Origin of the sequence: Bradyrhizobium huanghuaihaiense (assembly GCF_007830635.1) — a bacterium.
Classification (GTDB): Bacteria; Pseudomonadota; Alphaproteobacteria; order Rhizobiales; family Xanthobacteraceae; genus Bradyrhizobium; species Bradyrhizobium huanghuaihaiense.
The window spans coordinates 123822-143062 of sequence record NZ_VLLA01000022.1; the positions used below are offsets into that span (position 1 = coordinate 123822).

Consider the following 19241-nt stretch of genomic DNA (forward strand, 5'->3'; position numbering starts at 1 on the left):
CTGCTGTTCGTCATTTCGCCCCGGGAGCGCGTTCAACGAGCAGTGGGGTGGTGCGTGGAATTCCTTGTAACCATACTCCGGCGTCGTCAGACTTGCCCAGCCAAGGGCGCGATTCCGGCACACCGGACGAGAGCTGCAATACCGCTTCGGTTGACCCGCCGAAAGCGTCGAAAGGAAGGCGTATGTCCAAGAAATCCCGAAAGAAATCGTCCAAAACGCCCTCCGGCAGTCCAACAGCTAAAAAGAAGGCCCCGAAAACCAAGGCAACGACTCAAACAAAGGCCGCGAAAACACAGCGGACACTGGCCAGCAAATCAACCGCAACGATAGCAAAGACAGCATCGCATGGGGCCACATCGAAACAGTTAAAATCCTCCAAATCGGCCTCTGCGGCGAAGCCGGTCCTGGCCGAGGGGCAGAAGGCGCCCGCCTTCCGCCTGCCCCGCGATGGCGGCGGCGTGGCGACGCTGTCGGACTATGCCGGCCGGAAGCTCGTCCTATTCTTCTATCCCCGCGCCGATACGCCCGGCTGCACCCGGGAGGCCATCGACTTCACCCGCCTTGCAGGCGCCTTCGCCGACGCCGGGACTGCCGTGCTCGGCGTCTCCGCGGATTCGTTAAAGGCCCAGGAGAAGTTCCGCGACAAGCACAGCCTCGGCGTTCCCCTGATCTCGGACGAGAAGCACGAGATGCTGGAGGCGTATGGCGCGTGGGGCGAAAAGTCCATGTATGGCAAGAGCTTCCTCGGGATTCTTCGCACCACGGTGCTGGTCGGGAGCGACGGCAGGGTGGCCAAGGTCTGGCGCAACGTCCGGGTCGACGGCCATGCCGACCAGGTGCTGGAAGCGGCAACAAGTCTTTAACCAGCCCGTTAAGTTCTAAGGGTTCCGTTTCCGGAAAATTAACCATGACCGGCCCAGATTGCTGCGGCAATTAGGCCGCAAGGAACCCATCCGACCGGCGCCGGGAGTGCCGATGTCGAAAAGTTCTGCCCAATATTCGCAGTACCCCCAGCATCATCCCCACGACCACGGACGAGCCCTCCGTCGGCGTCCTGTCGCTGTCGCAGCGGCCGCCGCGATTCCCCTTCCCGACGCCGACGACGCCTACACCATAGTCCATCACGGCAAGCAGGTTCGCCTCGGCCCGGTCGTGTTCTGGATCGTGGTCGGCACGATCGTTTTGCTCGGCCTGTGGTCGGCCGCGACCGCCACCTATTTCGCTTTTCGCGACGACGTCCTGACCCGGCTGATCGCCCGCCAGGCCGAGATGCAATACGCCTATGAGGACCGCATCGCCGAGCTGCGCGCCAAGGTCGACCGCACCACCAGCCGCCAGCTCCTCGACCAGGAGCAGTTCGACCAGAAGCTCGACCAGATCATGAAGCGCCAGACGGCGCTGGAGTCCCGGGCGACGGCGCTGGGCGCCATGCCAGACGTGACCGGATCGATCCCGCGCACCGCGCCACAGCGCAGCGATGCCAACCCGAGCGCAACGCAGGGCACGCCAAAACCGTCGCCGATCAGCGACACCGTGATCTTCGTGGCACCGCCGGATCGTGAAGCGCGCCTCGAATCGCGCGCGCCTGCCGTGCTGGCTCCGCCGACCAGCCAGTTCGCCAAGAACCAGGGTTTCGACAACGTCCTGGTCCGGCTCACCACCTCGCTCGACCAGGTCGAGCGCCGCCAGATGGCGGCGCTCAGCGCCGTCGAGGACGGCATGGATTCGCGCATGCGCCGGATGCGCGGCGTCGTCAGCGATCTCGGCCTGAACCTCGCCAGCCTCGAAGCCGCCGTGCCGCGCAGCGCGATGGGCGGCCCCTTCGTCCCGGTCAAGCTGACGGCCAATGCCGGACCGTTCGAGAAGCAGCTCAATCGCATCAACACGACGCGCGCCGAGCTGGACCGGCTCAATCGCACGCTGGCGCTGGTGCCCTATCGCAAGCCCGTCATCGGCGAGGTCGAGTTCACCTCCGGTTTCGGCGTGCGCAGCGATCCCTTCCTGGGCCGACCCGCGATGCACACCGGCCTCGACTTCCGCGCCGCGACCGGCGATCCCGTCCGCGTCACCGCCTATGGCAAGGTGGTCTCCGCCGGCTGGTCCGGCGGCTACGGCCGCATGGTCGAGGTCGATCACGGCAACGGTCTTTCGACCCGCTACGGCCATCTCTCCGAGATCAGCGTCAAGGTCGGCGAGGTCGTGAAGATCGGCCAGGTCGTCGGCCTCGTCGGCTCGACCGGCCGCTCCACCGGTCCGCATCTGCACTATGAGACCCGCATCGACGGCGAAGCGGTCGATCCGCAGAAGTTCTTGCGCGCCGGCGTGCGCCTCAGCGCCGGCTAAGCCCGCGCCCCTCTGTTTCGGTCCACGCCGTCCTTAGCGCCGGCCGCCCATTCCGCCGCCGGGACCTCCGAAGCCACCACCACCCATACCGCCGCCGGGCCCCATCGGGTTGCCACCGGGCGCGCCAAAACCGCCGGGACCTGACGGACCACTCGGCCCTGGCGGCGCGGAACCGGGATTCACACCGGGGGGCGATCCCGGCGCGGGCGTACCGGGAGCGCCGGGCTGACCACTGGTCGGATTCGGCGTGCTGCTGTTCGGATGCAGGATCGAGCCGCCCGGCGACCGGTTCGGCTGGCCAGTGCCACCGGGCGCCTGCCGCGGCGCGCCCGGGAATTGACTGACCGCCTGGGCCGAATCGAGCTGCAGGCCGCGCGAGCGATCGAACACGCCGTTGACCACCATGCGCGCCTCGCCCGCCGCGGGCCCGAAGCGTGAGCCGTCACGTGCGATCAGCCCCGAGCCGAGCTGGAGGTTGGCGCCCGCCCTTTGCACATAGGCCTCGATCGACAGCCGGCTCGCGCCGACGAGATCCGAGAAATCGTCGATCCGCGTGCGCGCGGCCTGCATCGTGCCCTGGCTCGCGCTGCCCTCGATCTGGACGCGCTGGCCGACCAGCAACGGATCGACGCCGTTCAGCCTCAAGCCCCCGATACGCAGGCCATCAGGCCCGCGCACGACGAGGCCGGTGACGCGCGCAACTGAATCGCGCCGCGGCTCGACCAGGCTTGCGACGATGACGCCATCGGTGCGGCGCAGACCGAAGACGGCGACCTGCGTGCCCGCACGAATCTTGCTCTCCTTGTCGCCTGCGAAGATCTTCTGGCCGAGCACCGTCAGCTCGTTGCCCTTCACCTGCTCGACCGGCCCTGCGACCTCGCTCGCAATCGCGATGTTGCGCGTGACCAGCGTGCCGTCAGCCTGCCGGGTCGCGACCACGCGCGCGAGCTGGCCGATGCGCAAGCTGCTGGTGCTGGCCGGCTCGCCGTCGATGCGGACCGGGACGTCGCTGGCATAGGTAACGCGCTCGCCGTTGACGTAGATGCTGCCGAAGCGCTGGATCACGCCGACGATGCCGGTGCCGCCGATGCCGTGATCATCGCCACGCGTGATTCCGGTGCCGCCGATGCCCTGGTCGGTGCCGCGCTTGACCTGCGCGCTGGCCATCGCCGTGCCGGCGAGCCAGCATCCCATCAACAGCAGACGGCGGGAGATCAGCGGCGGCCGGCTCATGAACCGCCCTCTTTGCCGGCGTCCTTTGCACCGTCCTTGCCGCCTGCCTTCGTGTCGCTCTCCTCGTCGGCGTCCTCGCTGTAGATGTAGATGCCGAAATTCCAGCGGGCATCACCGCCCTTGTCCTTGGCCAGCGCCCGGTTGGCCTCGCGGTTGGCGGTCTTCAGCGCGTCCATGGCGAGCTCGCGCGAGCGCGCCTCGAGACGCCGCGCCAGCTTGGGCGAGATGTTGTTGTAGTGCACCGCGCGTTCGAGATAGCGCGGTCCATCCGAGACGTTCTGCGCGGCGGCAGCGATGTGGTCGTGCAGGTTGCGGCCGAGATAGTGCCATTTGCTGTCGTCCTCGCCTGATGGGACGAAGGCGGCCTCGACCAGCTCGATCTCGTCGGCTTCGTTGATCGTGACGAGCTTGCGGTCGATCCACTCGTCGAGCACCGCGCGCGGGCGCACGTCCTTGGTGACGGAGGCGACGAGCTGCTCGAACGACGGCGCATCGCCATCCGCCGTGCGCGGCAGCGCCAGCGGCTCGCCCTTCGCGTCGGTGAATTCGGGCGCGGCGAGCCAGCGCGCGATCACCGCGCTGGTCAGCGACACCGCTGCCGGCGCCTCATGCACCGGCGCCCCTGCGCCGCGCAGCCGCGCCACCTCCTTGCGGTGGATGCCGGTGAGCAGGCTGACGCGGCTGTCGGTCTGCTCTTTCCCCTCCAGCGCGAAATCATGCTCGGCGACGTTGACGAAGAGCTCGCGAAGCAACTGCGCCAGCGCGGGAAAGGTCATGCCGCTGCGGATGCAGAGCCGCACGAGCGGGCGCAGCAGCCGCGCCAGGGGCGCGTGCAGCTTCGCGGCGGCATTCGGCTGTGGTGCCGCTGCTTTCGACCCGGGCTTGGCATTCATGTCTGAATTGTAGCGATCTACGGCGTGGGACACAATCCCACTTTTTCCCGCCTGCCGATTGACGTGGTAAATTTTCCCACATATACGGAACGCCACTGAGGGCGCGACGTAGAGGGACTCACACCCATGGCAGACCGCTTGGTCCGCATTTCCAGTTCACCACGTGTTGTACCGGCTCCCGCTTGGGGCCACGGCGCAATCGAGCCGATGCTGCCCGCACTGCTGCGCGGCGTGATCTTCATCTCGGTGCTGGCCGCACCGTTCCTCGCAGCGCTTCTCGCAGGCTGACCGCGCCCATGCATCACACCAGCGAAACCCCGCGCCGTCCGTCGGTGCTGCACATCTTCAAGATCTACTATCCCGATCTGTTCGGCGGCACGCTCACGGTGATCCGCGACATCTGCGCGAGCCTGAAGGATGTTTTTGCCTCCGCTGTGCTGGTCTGTTCGCAATCGGCCGAGCGGCGCGAGATCATCGTCAACGACGTGCCGGTCGAGCGCGTGCGCTCGTTCGGCAACGTGCTGTCGCTGCCCGCCGCCCCGACCTATCCCTGGCGTCTCTGGCGCAGAAGCGCCGAGCACGATCTGCTCGCGCTCCACGCCCCCTTCCCTCTGGCCGACCTCGTCTTCGCCTTCGGACTCGGCGCCAGGCGGCCGCTGGTGGTGCATTGGCACGCCGACATCGTCACCCATGCCGGCCTGCGCTGGTTCATCGAGCCGCTGATGCGGCGCACGCTGCGCCGGGCCAAGGCGATCATCGTGTCCGACCACGTGCTGGTCGACAACACGCCGCTGCTGCGCGAATTCGAGGACAAATGCCACGTCGTGCCATTCGGCATCGACACCTCGGGCTATGACTGGCCGAAGATCGAGCCGCACCACGTCAACGACCGCGGCCGGCTCGTGCTCGCCTGCGGTCGGCTCGTGCCCTACAAGGGTTTTGACGTGCTCATCCACTCCGCGGCTGCGCACAATTTCGAGACCTGGATCATCGGCGAGGGCGTCGAGCGGCCGCGGCTCGAGCAGTTGATCCAGGAGCTCGGCCTCGGTGACCGCGTTCGCCTGATCGGCTCGGTCAACGATTGCGAGCGCATCAAGCTGATGTGCCTCGCCGACGTCTTCGTAATGCCATCGGTGACCAACGCCGAGACCTTCGGCCTGGTCCAGCTCGAGGCCATGGCTGCCGGGCGCCCGATCGTGAATACGGCGCTCGACACCGCGGTGCCGCGCGTTGCCCGCCACGGCATCGAAGCCATCACCGTGCCGCCGGGCGATGCCGAGAAGCTGGGTGAGGCCATCGACACCCTGATCCGCGATCCCGAGCGGCGCCGCCGCATGGGACTTGCGGCGCGCTCGCGCGCCCTCTCCCGCTATTCGGCCACGGCCTTCAAGCAGGGCATGGAGACTATCTACCGCAACGCCGTCGCCGCCTCCAGCGAGGCGCGACCTGCGACCGCCGAGCCGCCGCAGGCGACCGGCTGGCTGGATACAGTCCGGATCGCGGTGGCGCTTGCCTGGTCCGACATGCGGCACCGCTACGTCCGCTCACTGCTCGGCCCGTTCTGGATGTCGCTGCAGATGGCCATCGTGGTCGTGGTGCTGGGCTCGGTGATCGGCCAGATGTCGAACGCCAACATGACGGCCCGCCTGCCGATGCTGGCGCTGTCGATGACGGCCTGGACCTTCCTCAACGGCGTGGTGCTGGATGCGACCACGGCGCTCCAGAACTCCGCGAGCCTGATCCGCGACCGGGCACTGCCGCCGGTGATCTTCCTCCTGCAATGCACCTTCCGTCACGCGCTGTTCGCGCTCCATAACGCCTGCGTGCCGCTGCTGCTGTGGCTCGTGTTCTCGCCGCACGACCTCTCTCACGCGCTGGCGGCGCTGCCCGGTCTGCTGCTGTTCGTCGCCTGCACCTTCGCCCTGAGCCTCGTCCTCGGCGCCATGGCGACGCGCTATCGCGACCTCAAGCCGATCATCGAATCCACGCTGATGCTCGCCTTTCTCGCCTCGCCGGTGATCTGGTCGTCCGACATGATCAACCACCGCTCGACGGTGATGCGGCTCAATCCGCTGACCCATCTGTTCGCGGTGTGGCGCGAGCCGCTGGCGGGCGGCCATGTCGATCCCGTCAGCATCGTCTACGTCCTCGTCGCGCTGGCGCTCCTGGTCTTCGCGAGCGTGCTGACGCTGGTCCATCTGCGCAAAGCGGCATTCTGGATCTGACGCATGGTCTCGATCAGTCTTCGCAACGTCTGTCTCGATTACCCGCTCTACGGCGCCTACGACTTCTCGCTAAAGCGGCGGCTGCTCGGGCACCTCATCCGCGAGCCGGGCGAGATGCGGATCATCCGCGCCGTCGACAATGTCACGATCGAGGCCGAAGCAGGCAGCCGCATCGGGCTCGCCGGTCCCAACGGCTCCGGCAAATCGACCCTGCTGCGGCTGATCGCCGGGGTGTATCCGCCGAGCAGCGGCAGCATCGCGCTGCAGGGCAACGTCGTGCCGCTGCTCGGCCTCAACGCCGGCGTCAACCTCGATTTCGTGGCGGAGGACAACATCGCGCTGCTGCTGCGGATCAGCGGCCGGAGGCCGACCCGCGCCGTGATCGACGAGATCTGGGCCTTCACCGAGCTCGAGCCCCGCATGCAGCGGCTTCCATTAAGGATGTTCTCCTCGGGAATGCTGATGCGGGTGTTGTTTGCGACCGCGACCGCCTTTCCGGCCGACATCCTGCTGCTCGACGAATGGCTCAGCGTGGTCGACGAGCACTTTGCGGAGAAGGCCGAGGGGCGGCTGCTGCACATGGTGTCGCAGGCGGCGATCGTGATCATCGCCTCGCACGACCAGCCGCTGCTGCGCCGTACCTGCACCAGCATCATCAATCTCGATCACGGCCGCATCGCCTCGACCGTCACGGTCGAGCCCCCGGCCACGCACACCTTTGAGCTCCGCGAGAAACGCGCATGAAACAGAACATCCTCGTCGTCTCCGAGTCGCTCGGACAACCCAACCACAAGCGCGGCATCTTCCATTTCACGCGGGAGCTGGTGCGTTCGCTCGCCTCGGAGGGCCACGAACTCACGCTGCTGGTGGAGACCTCGAAGCGCTACCGCAAGCTGTTGCGGCGCGAGCGGCGCACGAAGCTGTTCGCGGCGCAGTCCCGCAACATCGAGCTGCTTGCGCTTTATCGCTTCCTCGACGAAATCAACGTGAGCGGGCCGGTGACGCTCAGCGGCACGCGCCGCAAATTCGACTGGCTCCGCCACAGGGTCGGCATGTTGCTGTCGCGGGACAACATCCTCTGCCTGCTGCGCGCGATCGGCCTGCGTGGCTTGAACGCGCGACTGATCGAGAACCGGCCCGCCGCGCTCGAATACATACCGCCGGATCTGAGCCACCTCGAACTGTTCGGCGACTTCCAGCTCGAGCCCGGATTCTTCAACTATCAGGACTCCTCGGCCTTCTTCCTGCTCCCGCCGCCGCGGATCGACGCGCGCGACTACGACGTGATCGTCGTGGACACCCCGACCCGCGTGGCGATCAAGCGCAGGCCGGACGCCAAGGTGATCTGCGTCGTCCACGACCTGTTGCCGCTCACCGATCTCAAGCTCAGCGACATCGCCACCCGGCAGTTCCTGGCGCGAATCCGCACCAGCCTGCGCCAGGCCGACGAGCTCGCCTTCGTTTCAAACTACAGCATGATGCGGTTCAGGGAACTGTTGCCGCAATTTGCGCACCTACCGGCGCGGGTCGTGTATCCCCGCACCCGGTTCGACGCCCCGGATGTCCTGCACCTTCCAGCCCCGTCGGGGCGTCCGGGGCGGCCGAGCTTCGTCGTGATCGTCTCGAACGAGCCGCGCAAGAACGTCGCCGCCGTCGTCCGCGCCTTCCGGGCCGTGCCGCAGGCCGATCTCGTCGTGATCGGCTATGCCGGCGAGATCAGCCGGATGCGCAACCTCCCGCCCAACGTCCGCTTCGCCGGCTATGTCGACGAGCACGAGAAGGCCGCCTTGATCGCGGAGGCGCACGGCCTGATCATGCCGAGCCTTGCCGAAGGTTTTGGCGTGCCGATCATCGAGGCGCTGGCCGCGAACACGCCGGTGCTGTGCTCGGACATCGCGGTCTTCCGCGAGGTCGCCGGCGAGCTGGCCGATTATTTCGACCCGTATTCGACGGACTCGATCGCCGCATCCGTCACCCGAGTCCTGACGCGGCAGGAGGACTGGCGCGGCAAGATCCGGGCGCGGCGCCCGGAGCTTGCGAAGCGCTTCGGTTACGAGACGCAGGCCCGCGATTTCCTCGGCCGCCAGGTGCCCGCGGAAAGACTGGTCGCCGCGCCGCTCGCATCATACGGATGACAGCCGAATCCGCGATGTGGTCCGGGCCTGCCGATCGGCAGGGCTGCCGGACGGGATGGCGGAGCTGGCGCAACCGGGTCGCGTTGGTCCGGACGGCAGATGTGCTCGTCATCCTGATCGCGGCATCGCTGCCATGGTCCACCACGGCGCCTTCGATCTTCGTCGGGCTCTGGCTGCTCGCGGTGACGCCGACCATCGCCTGGCGCGACTATGCGCGCCAGCTCGCGCGGCCGGCATTTGCCCTGCCCTTCGTGCTCCTGCTGCTCGCGCTGCTTGGCACGCTGTGGTCGGAGGGGGCGTGGGCGGACCGGCTGCATGCGATCAAGCCGGTCGCAAAGCTCGTGCTGATTCCGCCGCTGCTCTACCATTTCAGCCGGTCCGAGCGCGGCTTGCACGTCTGCATCGCCTTTCTCGCCTCCTGCGCCCTGCTTGCCGTGTTCTCCTGGATCGTGCTGCTCCATCCCGACTGGAAGATCACCGCGACGGCGTCATCAGGCGTTCCCGTCAAGAACTACATCGACCAGAGCCAGGAGTTCACGCTGTGCGCCTTTGCGCTTGCGCTGCCCGCGCTCACCCTCTGGCGCGACCGACGCGCGGCCGCAACAGTCGTCTGCCTGTCCTTGATCCTGCTGTTCGTCACCAACATGGTGTTCGTCGCCGCGGCCCGCACCGCCCTGCTCTGCATCGTGGTGCTGCTGGCTCTGTTCGCCTGGAGGCATCTAAGCCGGCGGGCAGCGCTCCTCCTGCTTGCGGGCGCGGTCACAGCAAGCCTGCTGGCCTGGACGACCTCGCCCTATCTGCGCCAGCGCATCGCCGACGTCGCGATCGAATACCGCTACGGCCATGAGGACATCAGCCGCGCCTCGACCGCGCAGCGGCTGACCTATTGGCGCAAAGCGCTTCACGCCTTCACCGAGGCGCCTCTGATCGGCCACGGCACCGGCTCGATCAAGCGCCAGTTCGAGCGCGCCGCCACCAGCGAAAGCAGCCTTGCTGCCGAAGTCGTCAACAACCCGCACAACCAGACCCTCAACGTCGCGGTGCAATGGGGGCTTTTGGGAGTCGTCCTGCTCTACGCCATGTGGATCGCGCAGCTACAGCTGTTCCTCGGCGAAGGCCTTGCCGCCTGGATCGGCCTCGCCGCACTCGTGCAGAACATCGCAAGCTCGCTCCTCAACTCACACCTGTTCGATTTCCACGAGGGCTGGATGTATGTGCTTGGCGTCGGCGTTGCCGGCGGCATGGTCCTGAAGGCGAAAGCCGGCAGCCAGAAGTGACCTGCGGACGTGACCGACCTCGCCAGGCAAGCGCCGCGATCTTCCGCGGGGTCAAGCGGCGGATCGGGAACTCACGCGGCGCAACAAGCCGAGCACGCGCCCGTCGATCACCAGCAACGCGCTGCCGATGACGATGGCACCCGCGATCTCGCGCATGGAGATCGGCTCCCCCAGCACCAGCCAGCCCAGCAGGATGGCAGTGACGGGAATGAGCAGCGTCACCAGCATGACATTGGTCGCGCCCGAGCGCCGGATGATCTGGAAGAAGACGATGTAGGCGAGCGCCGTTGACAAGCCTGCAAGTCCAAGCACCGCGAGCCACGTCGTGACGGCCGGCATCGGCAGATGCCATGGCTGCTCCACCATGCCGGCGACGACCGCCATCATCACCGTGGACGCCATCAATTGAAATGTCGCCGTTCCAAGCGGCGGAGAGTCCTTGAGCAGCCGCCGCGCGGCCAGCGCCGCAAAGCCATAGCTGAACGCGCCGCCGAGGCAGAGCAGGATGCCGAGCCCCTGCCCCGGCCGCGTCTCGACGCCCCATCCGCGCAGGATGACCACGCCGACGACGCCCAGCGCCACGCCGGCCAGACGCCGCATCTGCAACGCTTCCTCGCCAGCCCCGGCCATGACGATCACCGTGAACAACGGTGTCGTGGCATTCAGGGTCGAAGCGAGCCCGCTCGGAACGAAGGTCTGGCCGATCACGATCAGCGAGAACGGGACGACGTTGTTGAGCAGCCCGATCGCGACGAACGGCGTCCAGCCTGCGGCGCCCTTTGGAAAGCTGATGCCCTGCACGCGGAGCAGCGGCAGCAGAATGGCCGCGCCAAGCGCAACGCGAAGCAACACCAGCGTCAGAGGCGGCAATTCCCGCAGAGCCGCGCCGTTGAAGAAGAACGATCCGCCCCAGAGGATCGAGAGCACAGCGAGCAGCGACCAGTCTCGCGCGTCGATCCGGTTGTCGTTCGAGGGCATGGGGTCTCGCATCGGCAGTCGACTTAGTCCAGACCGGCGGACGGGGCCACCCGATCTCCGATAGACCCTAAGGGCTCGCGCTCTGGCTCTCGTCACGCTTTGGCGCGTCGCCGGCGAGATCGGCGACCACCGCTCCGATCACCAAAGCCCCGCCAATGAGCGCATGGAAGGCCGGCACCTCGCGGAAGGCAACCCAGATCCAGAACGGCATCAAAGGGGTTTCCAGCGTCGCGATCAGCGACGCCTGCCCCGATGGCAGCAGGCGCGAGCCGAGCATGTAGAAGGTCAGGCCGAGCGCGACCTGAAGGCAGCCGAACGCCGCGAGGATGGCAAGGCCGCTGCCACCGACATGGGCGATGTCGTGCGCGAACGGAAGACTGACGAAGCTTCCCAGGAAGTTCGAGAGCGCGGCTGCCGCCACCATCGACGTCTCCCTGTGGCGCCGAACGACGACCGTCATTGCCGAGATGGCGAGCACCATCAGACAGCCTAGCGCGACGCCGCCGATATCGGCCCCTGCCGCGACGCCGCCCACCGTGATGGCCACGCCGGCGAAGGCGACGAGACTCGCAGCCAGCGTCCGCCATGTCGCGGCCTCACCGAGCCACAGCCATGCGAGCGCCGCAGCGACAAACGGTTGCGTGGCGATCAGCACGGCGACGTTCATCACCTTGGTCATCTGGAGCGCGGGGATGAAGGAGACCATGCCGATCGTCGACAACGAGGCCACCATCAGGCCGCCGCGGCCCGGCACCACCAATTGCCGCAAGCTGCCGCGCCCCTGCATCAGGACGAGAAACACCGTGATGAGGCTGCCGCCGAACAGGCCGCGCCAGAACAGGATGGTCCAGGGATCGAACGGCAAGAGACGGGTGAAGAACGGCGCGGTGCTCCAGGCAACCGCGGCAGCGACGACGAGGGCAATGCCGAGACCGCGTTCCGAACGTGGCTGCCCCATGTGAATGTACCGGCTAGGATGGCTTCTTCGGCCGCGACACCAGCTCGATCATCTTGCCTTCATCGTCATCCGGCATCACCGCTTTGGCCTGCGCGTAGGCCTCGACGGCCGCGCGCGCGACCAGCGGCTTGCCGGCGAGCAGGCTCTCGGCGAGCGTCACGGCGTAGGCGGCATCCTTGTGCCGCAGCGCTGCCGTGAAGGTCGCGCCGGAAAAATCGCGGGCGACCATGCGCTTCGAATGACGCTGCACCTGCGGGCTGGCGGCGACGCCTGCCTGGATCGACTCCAGCACGAGGTTCATGTCGAGCCCGGCCTGCTCGGCGATGGCGAGGCCTTCGGCGAGCCCGGCGATCTGGATCGCGCCCATGAGATTGTTGATGAGCTTGTAGACCGTGCCGGAGCCGACGGCGCCGAAATGGCGGATGGTCGAGCCGATCGGTTCGAGGAACGGGCGGGCGCGTTCGAGATCGGCGGCGTCGGCGCCGACGAGCAGCGTCAGTTTTCCGGCGGCCGCGGCGTCCGGCAATCCCGTCACGGGGCAGTCGATATAGATCAGCCCACGCGCATTGAACTCGCGGCCCATCTCGCGGGCGTGGTCATAGGAGACGGTAGAGCATTCGATCGCGATGGTGCCGGCCTTCGCCGTCTTGGCCGCGCCTTGCGGCCCGAGCCAGACCGCGCGCGAAGCCTCGTCGTCGGCAACCATGGCCACGACCGCATCGGCATCGATCGCAGCATCTTCCGGCGAGGTCGCCCAAAGCGCGCCGCGCGCGATCAGGTCCTCCGCCTTGGCCTTGCTGCGATTCCACAGCGTCACCGTGAAGCCGGCATCGAGATAACGGCCGGCCATCCCGTGGCCCATGCGCCCGAGGCCAATGAACGCAACTCGCATCATCTAATTTCCTGCCTTTCGAGAGGCGGCATACTAATCGTCATGCGGTCGAAGGAACGGTGGCAGGGCCGCATTCGGCTGGTTCATTTCACTGATCGGATCAGCCAATGAACGAAACCTGTCGAAAGCCTTCAACAGAACCATTGGCTCTCTCGGAGTGATCAGAACGTACCGAAACCAGCCGCGCGATTTCTTGATCCTGCACATCTTACGGATGCCGTTGCACAGGTCAATTTGCGCAGACCGTTTGGGAAATGTCGATCCGAGCTCTATTTCAACAATCTCGGAATACGGAATGACCATCAATCGGAAGGCGGAAAATCGTATCTTCAGCTCGGTGTCGCCGATCTCATAATTGAGATAATAGCCATCCTGCAGTTCGTGAAATCTGCGTTCTCGTTCGGCCAATGCTGCCTGCTCATCGGCCCGACGCGCCAGCTCTGCGAGCGTCTCTTCCCTCGTCATGGTTTTCTCCGAGGTCTGGTCGATAGAGCAAGACGGCTTCAGCACTGGCAGGCTAGTCGTTAATCCACATCCTCGATGTCGCCGTTGGTGGTGCCGAAGGCGCGCTGCGCCAGCGTTGCGGCCATGAACTCGTCGAGATCGCCGCCGAGCACGCCCGACGTGTCGGAGGTCTGCACGCCCGTGCGCAGATCCTTCACCATCTGATAGGGCTGCAGCACGTAGGAGCGGATCTGGTGGCCCCAGCCGATATCGGTCTTGGCGGCCTGGTCGGCGGCGGCCTTCTCCTCGCGCTTCTTCAGCTCGATCTCGTAGAGCCGCGCGCGCAGCATGTCCCAGGCCTGCGCCCGGTTCTTGTGCTGGGAGCGGCCGGCCTGGCAGACCACGGCAACGCCGGTCGGGATGTGCGTCAGGCGCACCGCGGATTCGGTCTTGTTGACGTGCTGGCCGCCGGCGCCGCCCGACCGCATCGTGTCGGTGCGGACGTCGGATTCCTTGATGTCGATCTTGATGCTGTCGTCGATGACGGGGAACACCTGCACGCTCGAGAACGAGGTGTGCCGCCGCGCGTTTGAATCGAACGGCGAAATGCGCACGAGGCGATGCACGCCCGCTTCCGTCTTCAGCCAGCCATAGGCGTTGTGGCCGGAGACCTGGATGGTCGCCGACTTGATGCCGGCCTCTTCGCCTTCGGACTCTTCGAGATACTCGACCTTGAAGCCGTGCGTTTCGGCCCAGCGCGTGTACATGCGCAGGAGCATCTGCGCCCAGTCCTGGCTCTCGGTGCCGCCGGCGCCGGCATGGACCTCGAGATAGGAATCGAAGCGGTCCGCTTCGCCCGACAGCAGCGCCTCGAGCTCGCGCCGCGCGACTTCCTTCTTGAGGTTCTTCAGCGCAGCTTCGGCTTCGGCAACGACGCCGTCATCGCCCTCGGCCTCGCCGAGCTCGATCATGCCGATGTCGTCTTCGAGCTCCTGCTCGACCTTGCCGATGCCCGAGAGCGAATCCTCGAGCGAGGTGCGCTCCTGCATCAGCTTCTGGGCCTTCTGGGGATCGTTCCAGAGATTGGGATCTTCTGCGAGCTTGTTCAGCTCGGCGAGGCGTGCCGTCGATTTCTCGACGTCAAAGATGCCTCCTCAGCAGCCCGACTGACTGCTTGATCTCTTCTACCAACCGTTCGATTTCGGCGCGCATGTCGTTCTCTGATGTCGCGGAATTGGTCCGCGTTCGATTGCAACGGGATGTAACGGCGACGGCTGCAAAGCGCAACCGCCGGAACCGCGATCGTCGCTGTTATCCGCTACCACAGCCCGCCGGTGCCCGGCCGTATCAGGAAGCCGGAATCCGGCTGCTGCTGCTGCGAGGCCGGCATGCCGCCGCGCGCGTCGGCGTCGGCGACTCCGATAACTGCGTAGTTGTCCGGCGGCGCCGTGCCCGGCTTGAAGGCCTCGAGGATGGTTCCACCGGTCTCGCCGGGGCCGGCACGCATGCCGGTCTTGGCGACGACGCGCACCAGCTTGATGCCGGCCGGCACCTTGAACGGCACGGCGGGCTTGTCGGCAAGCGCCAGCTTGAGGAAATCACGCACGATTGGCGCGGCGAGATGGCCGCCGGTCGCCGCATTGCCTCTGCCGAGCGGACGCGGCTTGTCATAGCCCATATAGACCGCGACCGCGATGTCCGGCGAGTAGCCGACGAACCAGGCGTCCTTGGCCTCGTTGGTGGTGCCGGTCTTGCCCGCGATCGGCTTGCCCACTTCCTTAAGTACTGTTGCCGTGCCGGCCTGGACCACGCCTTCCAACAGCTCGGTGATCTGGTAGGCGGTCATGGAATCCAGCACCTGCTCGCGGCGGTCGATCAGCTGCGGCTCGGGCTGGTTCTTCCAGCCGCCCGGCGCGTCGCAGCCGCGGCATTCGCGCTGGTCGTGCTTGTAGATGGTATGGCCGTAGCGGTCCTGGATGCGGTCGATCAGGGTCGGCTTCACACGGCGGCCGCCATTGGCGAGCATCGAGTAGGCTGTGACCATGCGCATCGCGGTGGTCTCGCCGGCGCCCAGGGAGTACGACAGGTAATTGGGCAGCTCATCATAGACGCCGAAGCGCCTGGCATACTCGCCAATCAACGGCATGCCGATGTCCTGGGCAAGCCGCACCGTCACGGTGTTACGCGACAGTCGAAGCGCATTACGCAGCGTCATCGGACCGTTATATTTGCCGGCATCAAAATTCTCCGGCCGCCACACGCCGGCGCCCTGGCCCTGGTCGATTTCGATCGGCGCGTCGAGCACGACCGTCGAAGGCGTGTAGCCGTTGTCGAGCGCGGCCGAATAGACGATCGGCTTGAACGACGACCCGGGCTGCCGGTAGGCCTGTGTGGCGCGGTTGAACTGGCTCTGGTCGAACGAGAAGCCGCCGACCATTGCGAGCACGCGGCCGGTCCAGGGATCCATCACCGCCATCGCGCCGGAGACTTCGGGGATCTGGCGCAGCCGGTACTGGCCTTCGACCGGCTGTCCCTCCTTGCTGTAGAGCGGATCGGCATAGATCACGTCACCGGGCGCCAGCACTTGCGCCACTGAGGTCGGCGTCTTGCCCTTGGCGTTGCCCTGGACCGCCCTCGCCCAGCGCACGCCGTCGAGGGTGACGAGGCCGGTCTCGCGCTGCTTGCTGACGGCACCGCCGAGTTCGCGGCTCGGCTGGAAGCCGATGCGCGCCGACTGATCGCTGGTCTCCAGCACCACCGCCATGCGCCACGGCGAGATATCCGACAGCGACTTGATCTCGGCGAGCTTCACGCCCCAGTCGCCGGAGATATCGAGCTTGCTCATGGCGCCGCGATAGCCCTGCTGCTCGTCATAATTCACGAGGCCGGAGACCATGGTCTTGCGCGCCATGACCTGGATCTTGGGATCGAGCGTGGTGCGGACGGAGAGACCGCCCTCATACAGCTTCTTCTCGCCGTAACGCTCGAAGATGTCGCGGCGGACTTCCTCGGCGAAATATTCGCCGGCGAAGGTGTGGGCGGCGTTGGAACGGTTGGTGACGGCCAGCGGCTCCTTGCGCGACTTGTCGGCGTCGGCCTGCTTGATCCAGCCATTCTCCACGAGACGGTCGATCACGTAGTTGCGGCGCTCGATGGCGCGGTCGCGGTTGCGCACCGGATGCAGCGTCGCCGGCATCTTCGGCAGCGCCGCCAGATAGGAGGCTTCCGCCACCGTCAGCTCGTTCACGGACTTGTCGAAATAGACCAGCGAGGCGGCGGCGATGCCGTAGGCGCCGAGGCCGAGATAAATCTCGTTCAGGTAAAGCTCGAGGATCTTGTCCTTCGAATAGGTCTTCTCGATCCGCATCGCCAGCAAGGCTTCCTTGATCTTGCGCGAGAAGGAGACCTCGTTGGTCAGCAGGAAGTTCTTGGCGACCTGCTGGGTGATCGTGGAAGCGCCCTGCGGACGGCGGTTGGAGCCGAAGTTCTGAAGATAGAGCACGCCCGCGCGCGCCATGCCGGTGTAGTCGATGCCGCCATGCTCGTAGAAATTCTTGTCCTCGGCCGCGAGGAAGGCGTTGATCACGAGCTTCGGCACCGCCTGGATCGGCAGATACAGCCGCCGCTCCTTGGCGTATTCGCCGAGCAGCGAACCGTCGACCGCGTGCACACGCGTCATCACCGGCGGTTCGTAATCCTGAAGCTGAGAGTAGTCCGGCAAGTCCTTGGAGAAATGCCAGATCAGGCCTGCCACGGCTCCGACACCGACAAGGAACACCACTGTTCCCGCGGCGAACAGGAAGCCCATGAACCGCACCAGCAAGCGCATTATGTGTTTATCCGTTCAAACTCTGGATCAGCCCAGTATCAGCCCCATAGGACCTAAAAACTGGCACCCCAAACTGGCGCCAACCTCACGTCGCGAATTCACCGGCCTACGCAATCACATCAAGCTGGGCCTAAAGACGCTTGCCGAGCGGGATTCTCTCCGATTCCGGAACCCCCTGCGGCATTTTTATAAAGCGTCCGCTGTGGCCAAACTAGGGCCTTTGCGGCGGGACGGAAAAACCCTCTTCAATTCGACGCGCCTGCGGACGTCGCCAGCCGTTTGGCCAGGAACCCGTCGATCGCCTGCGCCATCGAGCCCACGGCCTTGGACCGCCAGCCCTCGGACACCAGGTGCTCGAGGTCGCCCTTGTTGGAGACATAACCGATCTCGACCAGCACCGAGGGCACGTCCGGGGCCTTCAGCACCCGGAAACCGGCCGATTTCAGCGGATGCTTGTGCATCCGCACCGTAGACTTCATTTCGCCCATCAGCAGATGGGCAAAACGATTTGAAAACGTGCGGGTTTCACGTTGCGTCAGGTCGATCAGGATGTCGGCGACATCGGTCGGCTCCTCCGCGAGGTTGAAGCCGGCGATCGCGTCCGCGCGGTTTTCCGCATCCGCCAGACGCTGGGCCTCGGCGTCAGAGGCCTTGTCGGACAGCGTATAGATGGTGGCGCCCTGGGCATCGCCCTCGGCCCGCGGCAGCGCATCGGCATGGATCGAGACGAACAGCGCGGCCTTGAGGTTGCGCGCGACTTTGACCCGGTCATTGAGCGGGATGAAGGTATCGTCGTCCCGCGTCATCACCACGCGATACTTGCCGGCCTTGTCCAGCCGGTCGCGCAGCGCCCGGGCAAAGGCCAGCACCAGGTTCTTCTCACTCTCGCCGCTCGACTGCGTGCCGTTGTCGATGCCGCCATGGCCGGGATCGATCACGACGACCGGCCGGCTGTCAGCCTTCTGCTGCGCCGTGTCCGGGGCTGCTACGGCGGGAACGGTTGCAGGCGGCGCCTCGGCGACCGCAGGCCGCAGCTCTGGACGGTTTTCCGGGCCGAGCGACTGTACGAAGGCGGCGCGGTCGACCTCCTCAAGCTCGAGCACGAGCCGGGCGGGCTGGCCGTTGGCCGCCTCGACCACATAGGAATTGGCAATTTTGGCCGGCCCGGTCAGGTCGAACACGATTCGCGAGCCGCCGGGCATGACGAGCCCGTAGCGGAACGCCTTGACCAGGCCCCGTCCCGCCGCTCCGGTCCCCGCAGGGAGCTGAAAATTGACCTGCGGGACGTCCACCACCACCCGGTATGGGTCGGCGAGCGTCACGGCGCGGAACGTCACGGTCTGGTCGATGTCGAGGATGAAGCGGGTCTGCTTACCGTCACCGGCCAGCCGGGCACCCGAGGCGATTGGAAAATTTGCTGCCGCAACAGCGGGTTGCGACCGGCTCTCCGCCGCGCTCAGGCGCGAGGAATCGGCGCACGGCAATGCCGCAGCGCACAACAGCACGCATCCCAGCAAGACCCTTTGTTTTGCGCGGCTCGCCACCGATTTCCGTGCCTCCGAGCAGCTATTTTAACGCAATAGAACCACAGGGTTAATCGATCCTTAATGACGAATTCGCGAAACTCGCTGACTGTGACCGCCGTGCGACGCTCCCTTGCACCGATGGTCCATTCCTCGTATGTACGGAATGCTGACGGCCGATATTTCCGGTTGTGTCGCATTCAGCCTCCCGGTGCAGCGCCGGAGCTCCCAAGATTTGGGAATTCCAGCGTTTTCCGTTCTCCTCTAAGGCCAGCGCGGTGCGCGGCAGCGAGGCGGAGCGGGCCAAGCCCCGGCGGCGGACGGTTTCCGGTTACCTCGTTTCCGGGACGGTTCAGACAGCGACGTAACCCATTACCCGGTCCCTTGACCCCAAGGGGACGGTTCGTGATCCCCCAGGGCGAGCGCGCTCGCGCCATGCCTGGCCTGCAGCAACTGATTGAGGGGCGGCCCCGCCGCCCAATGTTTCATACGGGCCGACGCTTGATGCGCC

Annotated in this window: 16 protein-coding genes; 7 read left to right on the plus strand and 9 right to left on the minus strand. The window is 66.0% G+C overall.

Annotated elements, in window-relative coordinates; genetic code table 11:
* Positions 1 to 182 precede the first annotated feature (182 nt).
* Positions 183 to 863 carry a peroxiredoxin gene (locus IQ16_RS33790; RefSeq protein WP_018641697.1) on the plus strand — a complete coding sequence of 227 codons (681 nt, stop codon included), beginning with the start codon at positions 183 to 185 and terminating at the stop codon, positions 861 to 863.
* Between the two features lie 112 nt (positions 864 to 975).
* Entirely contained in the window at positions 976 to 2343 is a 1368-nt protein-coding gene (locus tag IQ16_RS33795; RefSeq protein WP_208751654.1) for a M23 family metallopeptidase, read from the plus strand.
* Between the two features lie 33 nt (positions 2344 to 2376).
* Here the strand turns inward: IQ16_RS33795 and IQ16_RS33800 are convergent, their stop codons facing one another.
* Both IQ16_RS33800 and IQ16_RS33805 read right to left on the minus strand, forming a co-directional pair.
* On the minus strand, positions 2377 to 3576 hold the full coding sequence (locus IQ16_RS33800; protein WP_018641695.1) for a DUF5666 domain-containing protein: 1200 nt from the start codon (positions 3574 to 3576) through the stop codon (positions 2377 to 2379).
* Positions 3573 to 4469: a DUF6502 family protein gene (locus IQ16_RS33805; RefSeq protein WP_026311791.1), complete on the minus strand. Its 897-nt coding sequence runs from the start codon at positions 4467 to 4469 to the stop codon at positions 3573 to 3575. The genes IQ16_RS33800 and IQ16_RS33805 overlap by 4 nt, the downstream gene beginning before the upstream one ends.
* Positions 4470 to 4595: 126 nt before the next feature.
* On the opposite strand from IQ16_RS33805, the gene IQ16_RS45960 reads away from it, so the two are divergent.
* Genes IQ16_RS45960 through IQ16_RS33825 form a run of 5 tightly spaced genes read left to right on the plus strand, consistent with a single transcriptional unit; the run spans position 4596 to position 10106 of the window.
* Complete coding sequence (locus tag IQ16_RS45960) at positions 4596 to 4757, plus strand: hypothetical protein (RefSeq protein ID WP_018641693.1); 162 nt, start codon at positions 4596 to 4598, stop codon at positions 4755 to 4757.
* 8 nt (positions 4758 to 4765) lie between these two features.
* The gene (locus IQ16_RS33810; protein ID WP_018641692.1) at positions 4766 to 6694 is read left to right on the plus strand and encodes a glycosyltransferase; all 1929 of its coding nucleotides are present in this window, start codon (positions 4766 to 4768) and stop codon (positions 6692 to 6694) included.
* A gap of 3 nt (positions 6695 to 6697) precedes the next feature.
* Positions 6698 to 7438, plus strand: coding sequence for an ABC transporter ATP-binding protein (locus IQ16_RS33815; RefSeq protein WP_018641691.1), 741 nt, complete (start codon positions 6698 to 6700; stop codon positions 7436 to 7438).
* Positions 7435 to 8829, plus strand: coding sequence for a glycosyltransferase family 4 protein (locus IQ16_RS33820; protein WP_167526372.1), 1395 nt, complete (start codon positions 7435 to 7437; stop codon positions 8827 to 8829). Before IQ16_RS33815 ends, IQ16_RS33820 begins: the two co-directional genes overlap by 4 nt.
* Positions 8826 to 10106 (plus strand): O-antigen ligase family protein, encoded by a 1281-nt coding sequence (locus IQ16_RS33825; protein ID WP_018641689.1) that lies wholly within the window; start codon positions 8826 to 8828, stop codon positions 10104 to 10106. The genes IQ16_RS33820 and IQ16_RS33825 overlap by 4 nt, the downstream gene beginning before the upstream one ends.
* A gap of 51 nt (positions 10107 to 10157) precedes the next feature.
* On the opposite strand, the gene IQ16_RS33830 is transcribed toward IQ16_RS33825, so the two are convergent.
* The 7 genes from IQ16_RS33830 to IQ16_RS33860 all read right to left on the minus strand — a co-directional run bounded on the left by IQ16_RS33830 (position 10158) and on the right by IQ16_RS33860 (position 18751).
* Positions 10158 to 11084, minus strand: a complete 927-nt coding sequence (locus IQ16_RS33830) for a DMT family transporter (protein WP_018641688.1) — start codon at positions 11082 to 11084, stop codon at positions 10158 to 10160.
* Between the two features lie 67 nt (positions 11085 to 11151).
* Positions 11152 to 12042, minus strand: coding sequence for a DMT family transporter (locus IQ16_RS33835; RefSeq protein ID WP_018641687.1), 891 nt, complete (start codon positions 12040 to 12042; stop codon positions 11152 to 11154).
* Positions 12043 to 12055: 13 nt separating this feature from the next.
* Positions 12056 to 12937, minus strand: a complete 882-nt coding sequence (locus tag IQ16_RS33840; protein ID WP_018641686.1) for an NAD(P)-dependent oxidoreductase — start codon at positions 12935 to 12937, stop codon at positions 12056 to 12058.
* A gap of 30 nt (positions 12938 to 12967) precedes the next feature.
* Positions 12968 to 13399, minus strand: coding sequence for a hypothetical protein (locus IQ16_RS33845; protein ID WP_145831992.1), 432 nt, complete (start codon positions 13397 to 13399; stop codon positions 12968 to 12970).
* A gap of 59 nt (positions 13400 to 13458) precedes the next feature.
* A protein-coding gene (gene prfB, locus IQ16_RS33850; protein ID WP_145831993.1) for a peptide chain release factor 2 occupies positions 13459 to 14590 on the minus strand; the annotation gives its coding sequence in 2 pieces (ribosomal slippage) (positions 13459 to 14520 and positions 14522 to 14590; 1131 coding nt in all).
* 106 nt (positions 14591 to 14696) lie between these two features.
* A complete protein-coding gene (locus IQ16_RS33855) occupies positions 14697 to 17207 on the minus strand; it encodes a penicillin-binding protein 1A (protein WP_018641683.1) in 2511 nt (836 codons plus the stop codon).
* A 245-nt stretch (positions 17208 to 17452) separates the two neighbouring features.
* Positions 17453 to 18751, minus strand: coding sequence for an N-acetylmuramoyl-L-alanine amidase (locus IQ16_RS33860; RefSeq protein ID WP_018641682.1), 1299 nt, complete (start codon positions 18749 to 18751; stop codon positions 17453 to 17455).
* Between the last annotated feature and the right edge of the window lie 490 nt (positions 18752 to 19241).